The following is a 16,589-nucleotide window of genomic DNA, read 5'->3' on the forward strand; positions in this document are numbered from 1 at the left end:
CTCCCGCCGGCGCGTCCCCGCCTCAGTGGCGGCCCGCCAGGCGGTCCGCCGCGCGGGCCAGGCGGGAGGAGGCCGTGGCGGGGCGGCGGCGCTCGCGTTCGTCGGCGGCGCGGTAGGTGGCGTACATGCCCTGCACGCCCAGCCAGCGCAGGGGTTCCGGCTCCCATCGGCGCACCCGGTGGTCCACCCAGGGCAGTGCGGTCAGCTCGGTGCCGCCCGCCTGGCCCGAGTCCCGCTGGACGAGGTCGCGCAGGGTGCGGGCGGCCAGGTTGGCGGTGGCCACGCCGGAGCCGACGTAACCGCCCGCCCAGCCGAGCCCGGTGGCCCGGTCGAGGGAGACCGAGGCGCACCAGTCGCGGGGCACGCCGAGGACGCCGGACCAGGCGTGCGCGATCCGGACCCCGGCCAGGGCGGGGAAGAAGCGGACCAGGATCTCCCCGAGCGCCTCGACCGTCCTGGCCCGCGTGCGGCCGTCGTTGTCGGTGCGCGAGCCGAAGCGGTACGGCACCCCGCGCCCGCCCAGCGCGATCCGGCCGTCGGCGGTGCGCTGGGCGTACATATAGGCGTGCGCCATGTCGCCCAGGGTCTCGCGTCCCTCCCAGCCGATCGCCGCCCACTGCGCCTCGGTCAGCGGCTCGGTGGCGATCATCGAGGAGTTCATCGGCAGCCAGGTGCGCTTCTGGCCCTTCAGGGACGCGGTGAAGCCCTCGGTGCAGCGCAGGACGTAGGAGGCGCGGACCGTGCCGTAGGGGGTCACGGCGTGCCGGGGGCGGATCTCCGTCACCGGGGTCGACTCGTGGACGGTGACCCCGAGCGCCTCGACGGCCGCCGCGAGCCCCTTCACCAGCTTGCCCGGGTGCAGCCGGGCCCCGTGCGGGGTCCAGGACGCGCCGACGGCGTCCGCGACCCGGATCCGCGCGGCGGTCTCCCGGGCGCCGTACAGCTCGCGGTCCTTCTCGCCGTACGACAGCTCGTGCGCGTGGAACGCCTTGAGCCGGGCCAGCTGGGCGGGGGTGGTCGCCACCTCCAGCACCCCGCCCCGGTGCACGTCGGCGTCGATGCCCTCCGCCCCGGCGACCGCGATCACCTCGGTGACGGTGTCGTTCATGGCGCGCTGGAGGCGGACCGCGGCCTCGTGGCCGTGCAGCGCGGCGTACCGGTCGCGGCCGGCGACACCGTTGTACAGCCAGCCGCCGTTGCGGCCGGAGGCGCCGTAACCGCAGAACTTCTGCTCCAGGACGGTGATCCGCAGGAAGGGGGCGGCCTTCTTCAGGTAGTAGGCGGTCCACAGTCCCGTGTAGCCGCCGCCGACGATCACCACGTCGGCCGACGCGTCCCCGGTCAGCGGCTCGCGCACCGCGGGCAGGCCGTCGTGCGCGTACCAGTAGGAGATGCCGCCGTTGACCGTGCCGCTCGCCGCGCTTGTCATGCGCGGGACGTTAACCCCTGAGGGCGGCCGGTGTCTCCTTCGGATTCCATCGTCTTCCGCGGCCCCCGGCCAGCGGCGCGCACGCCAGCCCGATGGCCACGGAGAGCGCGTGGCCGAAGTCGGTGAAGGTGCGGCCGGTGACGAGCGGTATCGCGTACACGGCGGCCAGGACGGCCAGGTACGGGTACCGCCAGGGCACCGCGATGCGGTAGGTGAGCACCCCCATCACCCCCGCCAGCGCGTAGCTGACGCCGATGTCGAGCGTGTCGACGGCCGAGTGCGGGGCGTGTCCGTCGCGGATCGCCTTCAGCAGCGCCAGCTCGCTGATCAGCGTGGCGAACACGTGCGCGGCGGCGCACACCGCGAGCCAGCGCGCGGTGCCGAGCCAGCGTTCGGTCTGGGCGTGGAAGAGGCTGTAGAGCGCGGCGTACGGCAGCCAGTGCCCGCCGTCGATCCACATCGCGCTGGTGAACAGCACCCGGACCGGGTTCCGCGACAGCTCGTGGATGTTGGTGGAGCGCTGCCGCAGGAAGTCGTGCTCGAAGGCCGGTGACATGTGGTGCAGGGCGACCGTGGTGAAGAACAGGACCGTCAGCCACAGGTAGGTGCCCGGCGCGGCCCGGACGTAGTCCGCGACCGCCCGGAGCCCACGCCGAAACCCTGTGATCCGGTCCATGTCCGTCAGTATGGTCGGCAAGGTGATCGCGCTGCCTGGCGAGCCGGCGGCTCCTCAGGAGAGATTCGAGCGGCCCGCGTCGCCGTACCGCCCGCCCGGCCCCCGCACCGCTCCCCTCCGCCCCGGCTGCGCCGACCGGGTGACGGCACGACCGAGGTCCGGGGCACCGGCGGACGGGCCGCGCACGCCGCACGTACAACCGGACGGCGTACGTGCGGGACGGCGGACGGAGGCCGACGGGACCGCGCTCGGCGGACGGCGGGGGAGCGCTCGGCAGACGGCGGACGGCGACCGGCGGACGGCAGACGGCGGCCGGCGGACGGCAGACGGCGGCCGGGGCTCGGCGGACGGCGACCGGGGCGCGGCGGACGGCGGCCGGGGCGCGGGCGGGCACTGACACGCCGCCGGACGGCGTATCCCGGCGTACCCGGATAAACAGGTCATACCGTACGCGGTATGAAGAGATGTCATCTCGCATATCTCGCGTGCACCGCCGCCCTCGTCGGCGCGGGACTGGGCGCGACACCCGCGTCGGCCGCCCACCAGGTCCTGGTGGTCAACCCCGGCCAGTCCATCCAGAAGGCGGTGGACGCCGCACAGCCCGGCGACACCGTCCTCGTCCTCGCCGGCACCTACCACGAGAGCGTCACCATCGGCACGCCCGAGGTGACCCTGCGCGGCGTCGGCGCCCGGACGGTCCTCATGCCGGCCGCCGCCGGCACGAAGGCCGCCGCCCGGGCCCACGCCGGCTGCGCCGAGAGCGGCAACGGCATCTGTGTCATCGGCACCAAGGACGAGAACGTCAAGGACGTCACCGTCGCCGACCTGACCGCCACCGGCTTCAGCCGCACCGGCGTGTTCGGCATGGGCACCGACCACCTGACCGTCCGTCACGTGTACGCCGTGGACAACGGCGTGTGGGGCATCGCCCAGGAGCGGTCCGTGCGCGGCGTCATCAGGGAGAACTACGTCCACGGCAACGGTGACGCCGGCGTGATCCTCGCCAACACCATCACCGAGGAAGCGGGCGCCTACGACGCGGAAGGCACGCTGGTCGCGCACAACAGGCTCGACGGCAACCGCATCGGCGTCACCGTCCGCCGGCTGCGCGGCGTCACCGTCGACCAGAACGGCATCAGCGGCAACTGCGCCGGTGTCTTCGTCGTCGGGGACGAGAACACGCCGAAGGCCGGCGACGTGAGCGTCACCGGCAACCGCGTCGTCAGCAACAACAAGTCGTGCGCCAAGACGGACCGGCTGCCCGCGATCCAGGGCTCCGGCATCGTCCTCACCGGCGCCGAGCACACCCGGGTGAGCGGCAACCTGGTCACCGGCAACACCGGCGACTCCCCGCTGTCGGGCGGCATCGTCCTGTTCAAGAGCTTCGTCGGTGCCACCAACGACATGAACAGCATCGAGGACAACACGCTGGCGGACAACGCCCCGGCGGACCTCGTGAACACCGAGCCGGGCAGGAGCAACACCTTCCAGCGCAACTCCTGCCGGGCCTCGAAGCCCGCGGGCCTGTGCTGACCGCCCGCCCGCTCCCCCTGAAGGACCGACGAAGGCCGAAGAACGAGAAAGGGCGGCAGATGACGACCGCTGAGACAGCCCCACCGCCCCCGATGCGGCTCCGCGAGCTGGTGTTCGGGGCAGCCTGCGCCGCCGCCGTCCGGGCCGCCGCCCGGCTCGGCGTCGCCGACGCGCTGGACGACGAACCGATGGCCGTGGAGGACCTCGCGGCCGCCGTGAAGAGCGAGCCCAAGCCGCTGCGCCGGCTGCTGCGCGCCCTGTCCTGCTACGGCGTCTTCGCCGAGCGGCCCGACGGCACCTTCGCGCACACCGAGATGTCCCGGCTGCTGCGCGAGGACGACCCGGGCAGCCTGCGGGCCATCGCCCTGTGGTGCACCGAGCCGTGGACCTGGGACGCCTGGCCGAAGCTCGACGAGGCCGTCCGCACCGGGAAGAACGTCGTGGAGGACCTCTACGGCAAGGAGTTCTTCACCTACCTCAACGAGGACGCCCCCGAGTCCGCGGACGTCTTCAACCGCGCCATGACCCGCTCCAGCGAGCAGTCGGCGCGCGAGGTCGCGGCCCTCCTCGACCTCACCGGCGCCAAGTCGGTCGCCGACATCGGCGGCGGACAGGGACACGTCGTCGCCTGTCTGCTGGACAAGTACCCGGCGATGCACGGCAGCCTGCTCGACCTGCCCCGCGTCGTGGAGAACGCCCTGCCCCGGCTCCGCGAGGGCGGCGACCTCGCCTCCCGCGCCCGGATCGTGCCCGGCGACGTCCGCGCCGGGATCCCGGTCGAGGCCGACGTCTACGTCATCAAGAACATCCTCGAGTGGGACGACGAGTCCACCGCCCGCACCCTCGCGGGCGTGGTGGCGGCCGGCGGCCCCGGCACCCGGGTCATCGTCATCGAGAACCTCGTCGACGACACCCCCTCCATGCGCTTCAGCACCGCCATGGACCTGCTGCTCCTGCTCAACGTCGGCGGTGCCAAGCACACCACCGAGAGCATGCGCGGCCGGCTGACCGCGGCGGGCCTGGTCATCGACGACATCAGCCCCGTCAACCCCTACCTGCACGCCTTCGACTGCCACGTCCCCGGGTGACGTACACCCGCACAGAGCACCGGCCGCCGGGCCCGCAGAGTCGCGGGCCCGGCGGCCGGTGGCCGTCCGGCGGCAGCCGTACGGCTCAGTCGCGCTCCCACAGGTAGAAGCGCTGCGCCATCGCGTCCTTGGGGGACCTCCACGTCTCGGGGTCGTACGCGCTGACGTACGACGACAGACGGTCGCTGATCCCCCGGAACTCGGGGTGGTCCGTCACCTTGGCGATGGCCGGGCCCGGTTCACGGTCCGACTCGACCAGGTGCATGTACACATCGCCGAACTGGAAGAGACTGCGGCGGCGCACCCCGATGAGGTGCGGCAGCTCGCCCCGGTCCGACTCCGCGAAGATCTTCGCGATGTCCTGGGCCGACCCCGGAGCCATCCGGGCGACGATCAGTGCCTGGTGCATGCGCTGTTCCCTTTCGTCCCTCTCCCGGCGCCGGCTCAACCGGCCGCGGCCGGCGCGGGCCGCTGACCGGCCGCCGCCTTCTCGATCTTGTCCCGGATGAGAGCCATCTGGATCTTGGAGTTCTTGTTGATGTTGTCGGTCATCCAGTCGTCGTCGACCGGAGCCTCCGGCTTCATCGCGAAGTCCTGCGTCCAGACCATCCGCGTCCCCGCGGGCACCTCCTCGTACGCCCAGTGGATGTCCATGTGGGCGAACGGACCCGTCTCCACCCGGCGCGCCTTCACCGTCCGCGTGGCCGGGTCGGGCTCGCGCTCCGACACCCAGCTCCACACGGTCCCGTTCTCGTCGGGGTGCATGGTCAGCCGGAACGTCGTCCTGCGGCCCTCGCGCTCCAGCACCTCCACCGAGGCGTACTCGCTGAACAGCTGCGGCCAGTTCTCCAGATCGTTGGTCATCTCCCAGACCAGCTCCAGCGGAGCACCGATCGTGATCTCGTTCTGCGTGTGTCCTGCCATCTCAGGCTCCTGCCATCAGAGTGCTGTTGACGAGCTGAAGGAACTCCTGGGGCGTCCTGCAGCGCTCCGCGTCGACCGGCATCGGCGTACCGTGCCGGTTCTCCAGCTCGCCCACGATGCCGAGCAGACCGAGCGAGTCCACGCCCAGCGTCTCGAAAGCGGTCTCCGGCAGCTCCAGCACCTCCGGGGAGGCGGTGACGCCGGCGGCCTTCTTCATCAGCGCGGCCAGCTCCACCACGGTGATCTGAGTCATGCGCTTGCTCCTTTCCTGTTCGCCTGCGAAGCGCCGTGCCGCAGCACCAGCGCCGAGTTCGACCCCATCAGCCCCCGGCTGAGCACCAGCGCCGTACGGGGCTCGGCGACCCGGGCACGCCCGGTCACGAGGTCGAAGTCCTGACTGACGTCGAACACGTTCGGCGTCGGCGGGATCAGGCCGTGCTCCATCGCGAGCACCGCCGCGGCGCAGTCCAGCACCGGCGCCGCGCAGTAACCGCGCCCGGTGCCCGTCTTCGGCGCCGTCACCGGCACCCGGGTCCCGTGCACGCCCAGCGCGTCCACCAGCGCCAGCGCCTCCGCCCGGTCGGCCTCCTTCACCCCGAGGGCGTCGGCGAAGACCACGTCGATCTCCTCCGGGGCACAGCCGGCCTCGTCCAGCGCCCCGCGGATCGCCTGCGCGAGCCCCTCCCGGGACTCCGCCCAGCGGGACGCGCCCGTGAAGGTCGCCGCATGGCCCGCGACCACCGCCCGGACCTCGGCACCACGCCTGCGCGCGGCCTCCTCGGACTCGATCACGAGCATCCCGCCGCCCTCGGCCGGCACGAACCCGCACGCCGCGTCCGTGAACGGGCGGTAGGCCCGCGACGGATCGGGCTCCAGGCTCAGCTCGTCGTAACCGAGCTGGCAGACCATCGAGTACGGCGCCAGCGGCGCCTCGGTGGAACCCGCCACGATCGCGTCCGTGCCCCGCCGCACGGCACGCGCCGCGTGCGCCAGCGCGTCCAGACCGCCCGCCTCGTCCGAGGCGACGACCGAGCAGGGGCCCTTGAACCCGCGGCGGATCGAGATCTGACCGGTGCTCGCCGCGTAGAACCAAGCGATCGACTGGTACGGCCCCACGAACCGGCTCCCCTTGCCCCACAACTGCTGGAGCTCGCGCTGGCCGAACTCGCCACCACCGGAACCGGAGGCCGTCACCACCCCGATGGAGAAGGGGTCGGCGGCCAGATCGGCCTGCCCCAGCCGCGCGTCCTCCAGCGCCAGGTCGGCCGCGGCCATCGCGAAGTGCGTGAACCGGTCCGTCTGCACCAGGAACCGCTCCTCGACCGCCGCCGGGTCGAACGCGCGGACCTCGCCGGCCACCTTCAGCGGAAGGTCCTCACAGCCCTCCCGGGTGATCCGGTCGAGCACGCTCACGCCTTCCTGCGTGGCCTTCCAGAAGCTGTCCGTACCGGTCCCGTTGGGCGCGATCACACCGATTCCGGTGACGACCGCGCGCCGTTCGTGCGGTGCGCTCATCGTGTTCCTCACTCCCTCGGCCGCGTCAGGATCACCGCGGACTGGAAACCGCCGAACCCACTGCCCACCGACAGGACGCCGGACAGCTTCCGCTCCCGGGCCGTGCGCGGGACGTAGTCCAGATCGCACTCGGGGTCGGGGACCTCGTAGTTGGCGGTCGGCGGTATCGCCTGCTTGGCCATCGCCAGCACACAGGCCACCACCTCGATCGCCCCGATCGCCCCCAGCGAGTGACCCACCATCGACTTGATGGAGCTCATCGGGGTGTCGTACGCGTGACTGCCCAGCGCCCGCTTCACCGCCGCCGTCTCATGGCGGTCGTTCTGCCGGGTGCCCGAGCCGTGCGCGTTGACGTAGTCGATCGCCGTCGGGTCCAGCCGGGCCTGGTCCAGCGCGGTCTCGATCGCCCGCGCCATCTCCAGACCCTCACTGGTCAGACCCGTCATGTGGTACGCGTTGCCGAACGTCGCGTAACCGCTCAGCTCGCAGTACACGTGCGCACCCCGGGCCCGCGCGTGCTCCAGCTCCTCCAGGACCAGCACCGCCCCGCCCTCGCCCATGACGAACCCGTCACGGTTGTTGTCGAAGGGCCGCGAGGCGTGCGCCGGATCGTCGTTGTTCGGGGACGTCGCCTTGATCGCGTCGAAGCACGCCATCGTGATCGGCGAGATCGGCGAGTCGGAGGCACCGGCCAGGCATATGTCAGCCCGGCCCTCCTGCACGGTGTGGAAGGCGTACCCCACCGCGTCCAGACCCGAGGTGCAGCCCGTCGACACCGTCTGCACCGGACCCCGCGCGCCGAACCGCTCGGCCACCGACGAAGCCACCGTGCTGGGCGAGAACGCCCGGTGCAGCTGCGGCTCCGCCTGCCGGTGATCCACGTCCCAGCGCTTCCCACCATGGCTGACCAGCACATAGTCGTGCTCCAGCCGGGTGGTCCCGCCGACCGCGGTGCCCACCGACACCGCGATCCGCCAGGGGTCCTCCTGGGTCAGGTCCAGACCCGAGTCCAGCACCGCCTCGTCGCCGGCGACCAGGGCGAACTGGATGTACCGGTCCGCCCGCTCCGCCTGCCGCGCGTCCAGCCCGTACGCCGTCGGATCGAAGTCGCACTCGGCCGCGATCTGCGACCGCAGACCCGAGGGGTCGAAGAACGTGATGCCCCGCGTCGCGGTCCGCCCGTTGGCGAGCAGATCCCAGAACGCCGGAACGCCGATGCCGCCCGGGGCGACGATGCCTATGCCGGTGACCGCCACCCGCCGGGTCATGACGGCACCTGGTCCTTGGCGGCCGTCGCGCAGCACGCACCCGCCTGACCCGCCTCGGTCATCACGGCCGCCGCCCCGATGACCTCCGTCTCCTCGGTGTCGACGTGGCCCAGCTGCGGACGCGGGGCCAGCGGGCCCAGGTGGAAGACGATCCGCGCCTCCACGTCACCCACGTTGCGGAACCGGTGCCGCATGTGCGCCGGGATCATCAGACCCTGCTCCGGCTTCAGCGCGACCGGCTCACCGTCCAGGTCGACCTCCAGCCGGCCGGACAGGACGTACACGAACTCCTCGGAGTACGGGTGGTAGTGCTCACCGATGCGGTCACCGGGCTGCACGATGGCGACCCCCATGAAACCGCTGGTGGCGCCCACCGTCGCCGGCGTCAGCATGGCGCGCAGGTCACCGCCGCGCCGCGTGTTCGGCTCGGTGTCGCACAGGTCCACGATCTTCGGACGGGGCTTGACCACAACTTCCTCCGTTGGTTGTGCCACCGCCGGCTCTGCCGTGCCGGCGCTTACGGGAAGGGACGAGCCCACCGGATCAGACCTCCGGCGAGCGACGGTCGGTGACGAGATCCATCCGGGAGGCCTCACCCGCGAGCAGCTTCCTGGCCTCGGCCGCCGCGGCCGCGTCCCGCGGCAGGGCGTCCGCGTCCACACCGCGCACGTCGACCAGCCGCACCACCACGTCGTCCCGCTGGAACACCGTGCTGCGCAGCACCTGGCTCGACGGGTCCTGCGACGCCGCCTGGTCGCTGGCCGCCAGCAGCTCCGCCAGCCGCATCCCCTCACCCGGCAGCGCCGGGTAGAACAGCGCCAGCCGCGTGTCCTCCGGACGCTCCGCCGCGCTCACGTGATGCACCGCGGGCAGCGCCGCACGGGTGAAGAACAGCCGGGCCGACTCCTGGTCGTCCAGGTCCCGGTCCTGCTCCAGGTACGGGTTGATCGCCTCCTCCACGGCCCGCACCTCGGGCTGCTGCGCCACGTGCCGCAGCGCCGCCAGCAGGTCGCCGCGGACCTCGATGGCCCGCACCACGCGGTTGCCGTGCATGTAGAGCGAGGTACGGCACAGCCGCGTCGAGCCGTCCACCTGGGGCTCGGGCGACTCGTAGTCCGAGAGCAGCTTCGCGACCTTCTCCTCGCTGCCCGGCTTCACCGTGAACGTCAGCGCGTGCCGGGTCACACCGTCACCGATGCGCGGGTGGGCCTGGAGGCGGCGGTCGGCGGACTTCTCGGCGGCCGACGCCCCGGACGTCTCACGGACGATGTGGAAGCGCAGCGAACGGGTGTCGCGCACGCAGCTGTGCAGCGGCTCCACCATCCGCACGTGCTCCTCGCTGTTCACCCAGGTGAGGAACGGCGGGGCGCTCTCCCACTCGCTGGTGATGAGCCACTGGGACGGGTTCTCGATCGACTGGCACAGCTGGTCGCTCACGTGACCCGGCACCGACGCGACCTGCGCGCACAGCTGCTCGTACGCCTCCAGGAACTGCTGCTGCGCGCCGTCGAACACATCGACCAGAAGCACGACCCGCAGCGGCGAACCGTCGAACACGGACTGGGAGACACGCTTCGACACCTCGCGGGTGAGCGTTTCCGAAAGTCGTTCAGACGTCGTGGTCATCCTGCACACATCTCCTTCGGGGGGCAGAACCGGCGCCCGCCGCGGGGGAAGCGACGGCAGCGTGCCTTGATCCTGTGACGGACCCCAGACGCTCGCGACTCGTATGAACCACGCGGGTGATTGGGCACGCGGACGAGGCACCACCGGGCATGAGAAGTCACAGACGCCCCGCACGCCCCGCCCCAGCCACTGGAGGCTTCGATGCATCAGAAAGCCGACCACCGGGTGCCCGTCCTCATCGTGGGCGGCTCACTGGTGGGACTGTCCGCGTCCGTGTTCCTGGGCCGTCTCGGCGTGCGGCACCTGCTCGTCGAGAAGCACTCCGGGACCTCCCACCACCCCCGCGGACGCGGCAACAACGTCCGGACGATGGAGCTGTTCCGGGTCGCCGGCGCCGAACCCGGCATCCGGGCCGCGGCCTCACTCCTCGCCGACAACCACGGCATCCTCCAGACACCCACTCTTGCGGGTGACACCGGGGAATGGCTCTTCCGGCACATCGACCCGGGCGGCGGCCTCGCCCGCTTCAGCCCCACCAACTGGTGCCTGTGCAGCCAGAACGACCTCGAACCCGTCCTCGTCGACCACGCCCGCGAACTCGGCGGAGACCTCCGCTACTTCCACCGGATGGAGTCCTTCGCACAGGACGCCGACGGAGTGACGGCCGTCGTCCGCGACCGCGGCACCGACGAGACCTACACCGTCCGGGCCGACTACCTCGTCGCCGCCGACGGCCCCCGCAGCCCGGTCCGCGACGCCCTCGGCATCACCCACGGCGGACCCGGCGAACTCTTCGCCAACGTCAGCGTCACCTTCCGCTCCGCGCGCCTCGCCGACCTCGTCGGCGACCGCCGCTTCATCTGCTGCTACCTCAACCGCCCCGGAGCCGACGGCGCCCTGCTGCCCGTCGACAACAAGGAGAACTGGGTCTTCCACGCCCCCTGGCACCCCGAACGCGGCGAATCCATCGACGAGTTCACCGAGGAACGTCTCCGCCACCACATCCGCGCCGCGGTCGGCAGCGACACCCTCGACGTGAGAATCACCGGCATGGCCTCCTGGCGCGCCGCCGAACGGGTCACCGACCACTACGGCGCCGGACGCGTCTTCCTCGCCGGCGACTCCGCGCACGAGATGTCACCCACCGGCGCCTTCGGCTCCAACACCGGCATCCAGGACGCCCACAACCTCGCCTGGAAGCTCGCCGCCGTCCTCGACGGCTGGGCCGGCCCCGGCCTGCTGGAGACGTACGGCACCGAGCGCCGCCCCGTCGCCCTCGCCACCAGCGCCCGCGCCTCCGCCCGCTCGGTCGAGCACAGCCACCCCGGCTTCGCCCCGGCCCCCGGCGTGGGCGGCGCCCGGCGCGGCGGCCTCCTCGACGTGGTCCTCGGCTACCGCTACCCGGACGGCGCCGTCCTCGGCACCGACCCCGGCGGCCCCGTCCTGCCGGACACCCTGTGCCTGGACGGCAGCCCCGGGTCCCGCGCCCCGCACCTGTGGGTGCGCCGCGCGGGCCGACGCCTGTCCACCCTCGACCTGTACGAGCGCTCCCTCGTCCTGCTCGCCGACTCCCCCGACGACGCCGGCTGGCACGCGGCGGCCCTGCGCGTCGCCGCCGAGGACGGCGTCCCCCTCGACGCCTACCGCGTCGGCCCCGGCGCGGACGCGGACCTCACCTACGACACCGGGAACCCCCCGGAAACCGACTGGGCCGAACTGCACGGCACGACGGCCGACGGCGCGGTCCTGATCCGCCCGGACGGCTTCATCGCCTGGCGCACCACCACCGCGGCACCAGACCCGGAGGGGGCGCTCCGCGAGGTGCTCAAGCAGCTCCTGAGCACCGGCTGACCTGCTGACTGCGAAAACGATCAGGGCCACGCGCAGAGAACTGCGCGTGGCCCTGATCCATGGAGCCGCCTGTCGGAATCGAACCGACGACCTTCGGGTTACAAAGCCGGTGCTCTACCAACTGAGCTAAGGCGGCATCGCGCGACGGTAACGCCGTACGCGAAGGGGGGCACCACTGTACACAGAGCCCGTTTCCCAAAGCCACGACGTGAGCGCCGCTGCGATCCCAGCACTGCGCGTGACCTTCCGCGCATCCGTTCGTTGATCGGTCTGACGTGCTGTTCCGAAGATCGGATCGTCGGGAGGGGTCCATGGGGGAGTCGGCGAGGATGCCGAAGGCGGTGACGGGCGAAGAGGCCGGGCGCATCAAGCGGGAGGCCCTCGGCATCGGCGACCGACGAAAGCACCACACCCGCAGGGCGGATCCGCTGAAGGCGCATGCCAAGGAGCCGGACATGCGTCACCGCCTGTACCGCTTCCGCTTCTATCCCACGGAGGAGCAGGCGGAACAGCTGCACAGGACCTTCGGGGCGTGCCGTTGGGTCTACAACGAGGGACTGACCCTGCGGCGGACGGCTTGGGACCAGCACAGGGTGAGCGTGGGTTTCGCGGAGACCTGCCGGGCGCTGACGGGCTGGAAGCAGGCCGAGGAACGGGCGTGGCTCAGGGAGGTGTCCTCGACCGTTCTTCAGCAGTCGTTGCGCAATCTCGATCAGGCGTACCGGCGGTTCTTCGAGGGGGCGGCGAAACATCCTCAGCGGAAGAAGAGGGGGCGGTCGCGCGATGCGGCGGTCTACGTGCGGACGGGCTTCCGGTGGGCCGAGGATCCGACGCGGCCCGGCACGGGTCTGGTCACGTTGGCCAAACAGTCGCAGCCGCTGGACATCCGTTGGTCGCGCGCGTTGCCTGCCGGGACGGTGCCGGTCCGGCTGTCGGTGACACGGGACCGGGCGGGGCGCTTCTTCGTGTCCACCCTGGTGGCGGAGCGAACAGCTCCGCTGCCCGAGGTCTTCGTACCGGGTTCGCGGACTCCCAGGGCGGTGGGAGTGGACCTGGGGCTGGCCTCGCTCGCGACTCTGGACGACGGGACGAAGGTCGATCATCCGCGCCTGCTGAAGCGGTACGCGGAGAAGCTGGCGGGATTGCAGCGGGAGCTGCACAGAAGGGTGAAGGGTTCGAAGAACCGGGGGAGGACCAGGCAGCGGATCGCCCGCCTCCACGCGCTGATCCATGACGTGCGCAAGGACCTGTTGGACAAGCTCACCACCCGCCTCGTGCGCGAGAACCAAGTGCTCGTGGTGGAGGACCTGTCCGTCATGACCCTGCTGCGTGCGGCACCTGGCAGGGGGAGACGCCGGAAGGCGGGGCTGAACCGGTCGATCCAGGACGCCTCCTGGGGTGAGCTGTTACGACAGCTGCGGTACAAGTGCGAGTGGTACGGGCGGACCCTGGTGATCGTCGACCGTTTCTTCCCATCGACTCGGCGGTGCTCGGCCTGTCACTCCGCAGGACCGAAAATGGACGTCTCCGTGCGGGAGTGGACGTGTCCCGAGTGCGCGGTGGCGCACGACCGGGACGTGAACGCTGCCGTGAACCTGCGGGACGAGGGCATGCGGCTGTACTGGCTGGTGGCTGCCGGACTGCCACCGGGCAGGACGGCACCCACGGAGATCAGAGCGTCCGAGCTGCTGGAGGAGTGTCTGCCGGCCGCGTAGCAGCGGTCGGTGCTGTACGGACCGACGGGCCGTCGGCCGGGTGCCTGTGGAGCCCGTGTCAGACCGTTCGGGCTCACCCCTCAGGGGTGGGCGTGAACGGCGGTGGGTGAAGAAGCAGGAAGCCGTGGAGCAAGGCCAAAAGAGCGTTGCTCGGCCTCCCCCGGGAGCGAGGCCGGCAGAGCGGCTCTCCGTCCCGCCGGGAATTTCCCCGCAACTCGCAGCCTTCCACCTGCTGACAGACCTGGTGGCTCCCGGGTACCGTCCTGACCCGGTCCACCCGTTCGGGCCGCACCAACCACCTTCCTGCAACGGATCGTCCGGCACGTTCCTGCCGGTAGAAGGGGGCCGTTCAGCATGGCCACTGTCACGTTCGACAAGGCGACCCGGGTCTACCCGGGCTCCACCAAGCCCGCCGTCGACGGGCTCGACATCGAGATCGAGGACGGCGAGTTCCTCGTCCTGGTCGGACCGTCGGGCTGCGGCAAGTCCACCTCGCTGCGGATGCTCGCGGGGCTCGAGGACGTCAACGGCGGCGCCATCCGGATCGGTGACCGTGATGTCACCCATCTGCCGCCCAAGGACCGGGACATCGCGATGGTGTTCCAGAACTACGCGCTCTACCCGCACATGACCGTCGCGGACAACATGGGCTTCGCCCTGAAGATCGCCGGCGTCAGCAAGGCGGTGATCCGGCAGAAGGTCGAGGAGGCCGCGAGGATCCTCGACCTCACCGAGTACCTGGACCGCAAGCCGAAGGCGCTCTCCGGCGGTCAGCGCCAGCGTGTCGCCATGGGCCGCGCGATCGTGCGCGAGCCGCAGGTGTTCCTCATGGACGAGCCGCTGTCCAACCTGGACGCCAAGCTGCGCGTGTCGACGCGTACGCAGATCGCCTCGCTCCAGCGCCGGCTCGGCATCACCACCGTGTACGTCACCCACGACCAGGTCGAGGCCATGACCATGGGCGACCGGGTGGCCGTGCTCAAGGACGGTCTGCTCCAGCAGGTCGACTCGCCGCGCAACATGTACGACAAGCCGGCGAACCTCTTCGTGGCGGGCTTCATCGGCTCCCCGGCCATGAACCTGGTCGAGGTCCCGATCACCGACGGCGGCGTGAAGTTCGGCAACAGCGTGGTGCCGGTCGGCCGGGACGCGCTGAGCGCCGCCGCCGACCGCGGCGACACCACGGTGACCGTGGGCGTGCGCCCCGAGCACTTCGACGTGGTCGAGCTGGGCGGCGGTGCCGCCGCCAAGTCGCTGACCAAGGACAGCGCGGACGCCCCGGCCGGTCTGGCCGTCTCCGTGAACGTCGTCGAGGAGCTGGGCGCCGACGGGTACGTGTACGGCAGCGCCGAGGTCGGCGGCGAGCTCAAGGACCTGGTCGTGCGTGTGAACGGCCGTCAGGTGCCGGAGAAGGGCGCCACCCTGCACGTCGTACCGCGGCCGGGTGAGATCCACGTGTTCGCGACCTCCACGGGCGAGCGGCTCTCCGACTGAGCGGAGCACAACCCCGACGGGGCCTCGCGGCCGATCGCCGCGGGGCCCCGTCGGCCGTCCGGTCAACCCCTTACCCAGAAAGAGGCGCCGCTTCATCCCCCATTAGGGTGACTAAATGTCGCCAAATCATTACCGGGCGCTACCCTCACACGCGTGAAGCACTCCCACATCCCTCAGACGCGAAGCGGCCACCGGGGCGGCCCTGCCCGCCGGATCGGCCGCACTCTCGCCCTCGTCCTGCCCGTCGTCCTGGTGCTCTCCGGAACCCTCGCGGTCACCCGGGTCAACTGGACGGGGAGCCCCGCCAGCTCGGTGCTCACCGCCTCGGACGTGTCCTCGGCGGAGGTGCCGTCCAGGACGGCCCCCCACGCCCCGCAGGACGTCCTGCGCGACCGGCTGATGTCCGAGCTCCAGGACAAGAGCCCGGCGGTGGTCCTGACCCACCTCCAGCAGGCCGTGAACGGACGCCCCTCGCTCGCCCGGCACTGCACGTCCATCGCCCGTGCCCTGGGCCGTGCCGCGGTGCGCATCTACGGCGCCTCGCGCGCGCAGGCGTACGCCCGCCCGGTCTGCGACACGTCCTTCGCCACCGGGGTGCTGGCCGCACGCGGCTGAGCCCGGCGGGAAAGCCGGTGCCGGCTCCCGGGCGGAGCCTGTCGCGGCCGGAACGCCGGCCGGGGCGCCACGTACAGTTCGGACCATGACCCATCCGAGCGCCGCGTCGCGCCCCACTCAAGCCGTCATCCTGGCCGGTGGCCAGGGTTCACGGCTGCGCCCGTACACCGACGACCGGCCCAAGCCGATGGTCGAGATCCCCGGCACGGGAACTCCCATCATCGGCCACCAGCTGACCTGGCTGGCCGAGGAGGGCGTGACGGACGTGGTGGTCTCCTGCGGCCACCTCGCCGACGTCCTGCAGAAGTGGCTGGACTCGGCCGACCTGCCCGTGTCCGTCACCACCGTCGTGGAGCCGGAGCCCCTCGGCCGCGGCGGCGGCCTCAAGTACGCCGCCGCGCATCTGCCGCGCCCGGACCGCCCCTGGTACGCCACCAACGGCGACATCTGGACCCGCTTCTCCCTGCGGGACATGGCGGACTTCCACACCGAGCGGGACGCCGTCGCGACCCTCGCCCTGGCCCGGCCCCGGCTGCCCTGGGGTGCGGTGCAGACCGACGGGTTCGGGCACATCACGGACTTCATCGAGGCGCCCCCGTCCCCGTTCGAGATCAACGCGGGCGTGTACGTGTTCTCGCCCGAGTTCACCACGCTGCTGCCGGAGCGGGGCGACCACGAGCGGACGACGTTCCCGCGGCTCGCCCGGGAGCGGAAGCTGGCCGGGTTCCCCATTCCGCAGGGGGCCTACTGGCGGGCCATCGACACGGCCAAGGACCTGACGGAGGCGGCCAGGGAACTGGCCACCCTGGGCCGCTGACCGCGCCGCCGGCCCGCTGGACGGACCGGCCCACCACC

16 protein-coding genes and 1 tRNA gene are annotated in these 16,589 nt (G+C 71.7%); 7 read left to right on the forward strand and 10 right to left on the reverse strand.

Annotation, left to right across the window (positions count from 1 at the left end; genetic code table 11):
- Positions 1-22: 22 nt before the first annotated feature.
- Together ACIPRD_RS23470 and ACIPRD_RS23475 are read right to left on the reverse strand one after the other, a co-directional pair.
- Positions 23-1,429, reverse strand: coding sequence for an FAD-dependent oxidoreductase (locus ACIPRD_RS23470; protein WP_356404554.1), 1,407 nt, complete (start codon positions 1,427-1,429; stop codon positions 23-25).
- A gap of 10 nt (positions 1,430-1,439) precedes the next feature.
- Entirely contained in the window at positions 1,440-2,105 is a 666-nt protein-coding gene (locus ACIPRD_RS23475) for a rhomboid-like protein (protein WP_356404552.1), read from the reverse strand.
- A gap of 456 nt (positions 2,106-2,561) precedes the next feature.
- Here ACIPRD_RS23475 and ACIPRD_RS23480 point away from each other — a divergent pair, with 456 nt between their 5' ends.
- Both ACIPRD_RS23480 and ACIPRD_RS23485 read left to right on the forward strand, forming a co-directional pair.
- Positions 2,562-3,638, forward strand: a complete 1,077-nt coding sequence (locus ACIPRD_RS23480; RefSeq protein WP_356404550.1) for a right-handed parallel beta-helix repeat-containing protein — start codon at positions 2,562-2,564, stop codon at positions 3,636-3,638.
- 59 nt (positions 3,639-3,697) lie between these two features.
- Positions 3,698-4,726, forward strand: coding sequence for a methyltransferase (locus tag ACIPRD_RS23485; protein WP_356404548.1), 1,029 nt, complete (start codon positions 3,698-3,700; stop codon positions 4,724-4,726).
- Between the two features lie 85 nt (positions 4,727-4,811).
- Here the strand turns inward: ACIPRD_RS23485 and ACIPRD_RS23490 are convergent, their stop codons facing one another.
- The 7 genes from ACIPRD_RS23490 to ACIPRD_RS23520 form a co-directional block, all read right to left on the reverse strand.
- Positions 4,812-5,135 carry a TcmI family type II polyketide cyclase gene (locus tag ACIPRD_RS23490; protein ID WP_356404546.1) on the reverse strand — a complete coding sequence of 108 codons (324 nt, stop codon included), beginning with the start codon at positions 5,133-5,135 and terminating at the stop codon, positions 4,812-4,814.
- A gap of 35 nt (positions 5,136-5,170) precedes the next feature.
- A complete protein-coding gene (locus tag ACIPRD_RS23495; protein WP_356404544.1) occupies positions 5,171-5,650 on the reverse strand; it encodes an SRPBCC family protein in 480 nt (159 codons plus the stop codon).
- A 1-nt stretch (position 5,651) separates the two neighbouring features.
- The gene (locus ACIPRD_RS23500) at positions 5,652-5,903 is read right to left on the reverse strand and encodes an acyl carrier protein (protein ID WP_356404542.1); all 252 of its coding nucleotides are present in this window, start codon (positions 5,901-5,903) and stop codon (positions 5,652-5,654) included.
- Positions 5,900-7,165, reverse strand: a complete 1,266-nt coding sequence (locus ACIPRD_RS23505; RefSeq protein ID WP_356404540.1) for a ketosynthase chain-length factor — start codon at positions 7,163-7,165, stop codon at positions 5,900-5,902. Before ACIPRD_RS23505 ends, ACIPRD_RS23500 begins: the two co-directional genes overlap by 4 nt.
- A gap of 8 nt (positions 7,166-7,173) precedes the next feature.
- Complete coding sequence (locus tag ACIPRD_RS23510) at positions 7,174-8,433, reverse strand: beta-ketoacyl-[acyl-carrier-protein] synthase family protein (RefSeq protein WP_356404538.1); 1,260 nt, start codon at positions 8,431-8,433, stop codon at positions 7,174-7,176.
- Positions 8,430-8,903: a cupin domain-containing protein gene (locus ACIPRD_RS23515; protein WP_356404536.1), complete on the reverse strand. Its 474-nt coding sequence runs from the start codon at positions 8,901-8,903 to the stop codon at positions 8,430-8,432. The genes ACIPRD_RS23510 and ACIPRD_RS23515 overlap by 4 nt, the downstream gene beginning before the upstream one ends.
- Positions 8,904-8,976: 73 nt before the next feature.
- Positions 8,977-10,059, reverse strand: coding sequence for a SchA/CurD-like domain-containing protein (locus ACIPRD_RS23520; RefSeq protein ID WP_356404534.1), 1,083 nt, complete (start codon positions 10,057-10,059; stop codon positions 8,977-8,979).
- Between the two features lie 201 nt (positions 10,060-10,260).
- On the opposite strand from ACIPRD_RS23520, the gene ACIPRD_RS23525 reads away from it, so the two are divergent.
- A complete protein-coding gene (locus ACIPRD_RS23525; RefSeq protein WP_401565662.1) occupies positions 10,261-11,910 on the forward strand; it encodes an FAD-dependent oxidoreductase in 1,650 nt (549 codons plus the stop codon).
- 60 nt (positions 11,911-11,970) lie between these two features.
- Here the strand turns inward: ACIPRD_RS23525 and ACIPRD_RS23530 are convergent.
- Positions 11,971-12,046, reverse strand: a tRNA-Thr gene (locus ACIPRD_RS23530).
- Between the two features lie 193 nt (positions 12,047-12,239).
- Here ACIPRD_RS23530 and ACIPRD_RS23535 point away from each other — a divergent pair.
- The 4 genes from ACIPRD_RS23535 to ACIPRD_RS23550 all read left to right on the forward strand — a co-directional run bounded on the left by ACIPRD_RS23535 (position 12,240) and on the right by ACIPRD_RS23550 (position 16,551).
- Positions 12,240-13,625, forward strand: a complete 1,386-nt coding sequence (locus tag ACIPRD_RS23535; protein ID WP_401565665.1) for an RNA-guided endonuclease InsQ/TnpB family protein — start codon at positions 12,240-12,242, stop codon at positions 13,623-13,625.
- Positions 13,626-13,979: 354 nt separating this feature from the next.
- Positions 13,980-15,119 (forward strand): sn-glycerol-3-phosphate ABC transporter ATP-binding protein UgpC, encoded by a 1,140-nt coding sequence (locus tag ACIPRD_RS23540; RefSeq protein WP_356404527.1) that lies wholly within the window; start codon positions 13,980-13,982, stop codon positions 15,117-15,119.
- Positions 15,120-15,272: 153 nt separating this feature from the next.
- Positions 15,273-15,734: a hypothetical protein gene (locus tag ACIPRD_RS23545; protein ID WP_356404525.1), complete on the forward strand. Its 462-nt coding sequence runs from the start codon at positions 15,273-15,275 to the stop codon at positions 15,732-15,734.
- Positions 15,735-15,819: 85 nt separating this feature from the next.
- Positions 15,820-16,551, forward strand: coding sequence for a nucleotidyltransferase family protein (locus ACIPRD_RS23550; RefSeq protein WP_356404523.1), 732 nt, complete (start codon positions 15,820-15,822; stop codon positions 16,549-16,551).
- The last annotated feature ends 38 nt before the right edge of the window (positions 16,552-16,589 follow it).

This window comes from Streptomyces sp. NPDC090108 (genome assembly GCF_044747185.1).
GTDB lineage: Bacteria > Actinomycetota > Actinomycetes > Streptomycetales > Streptomycetaceae > Streptomyces.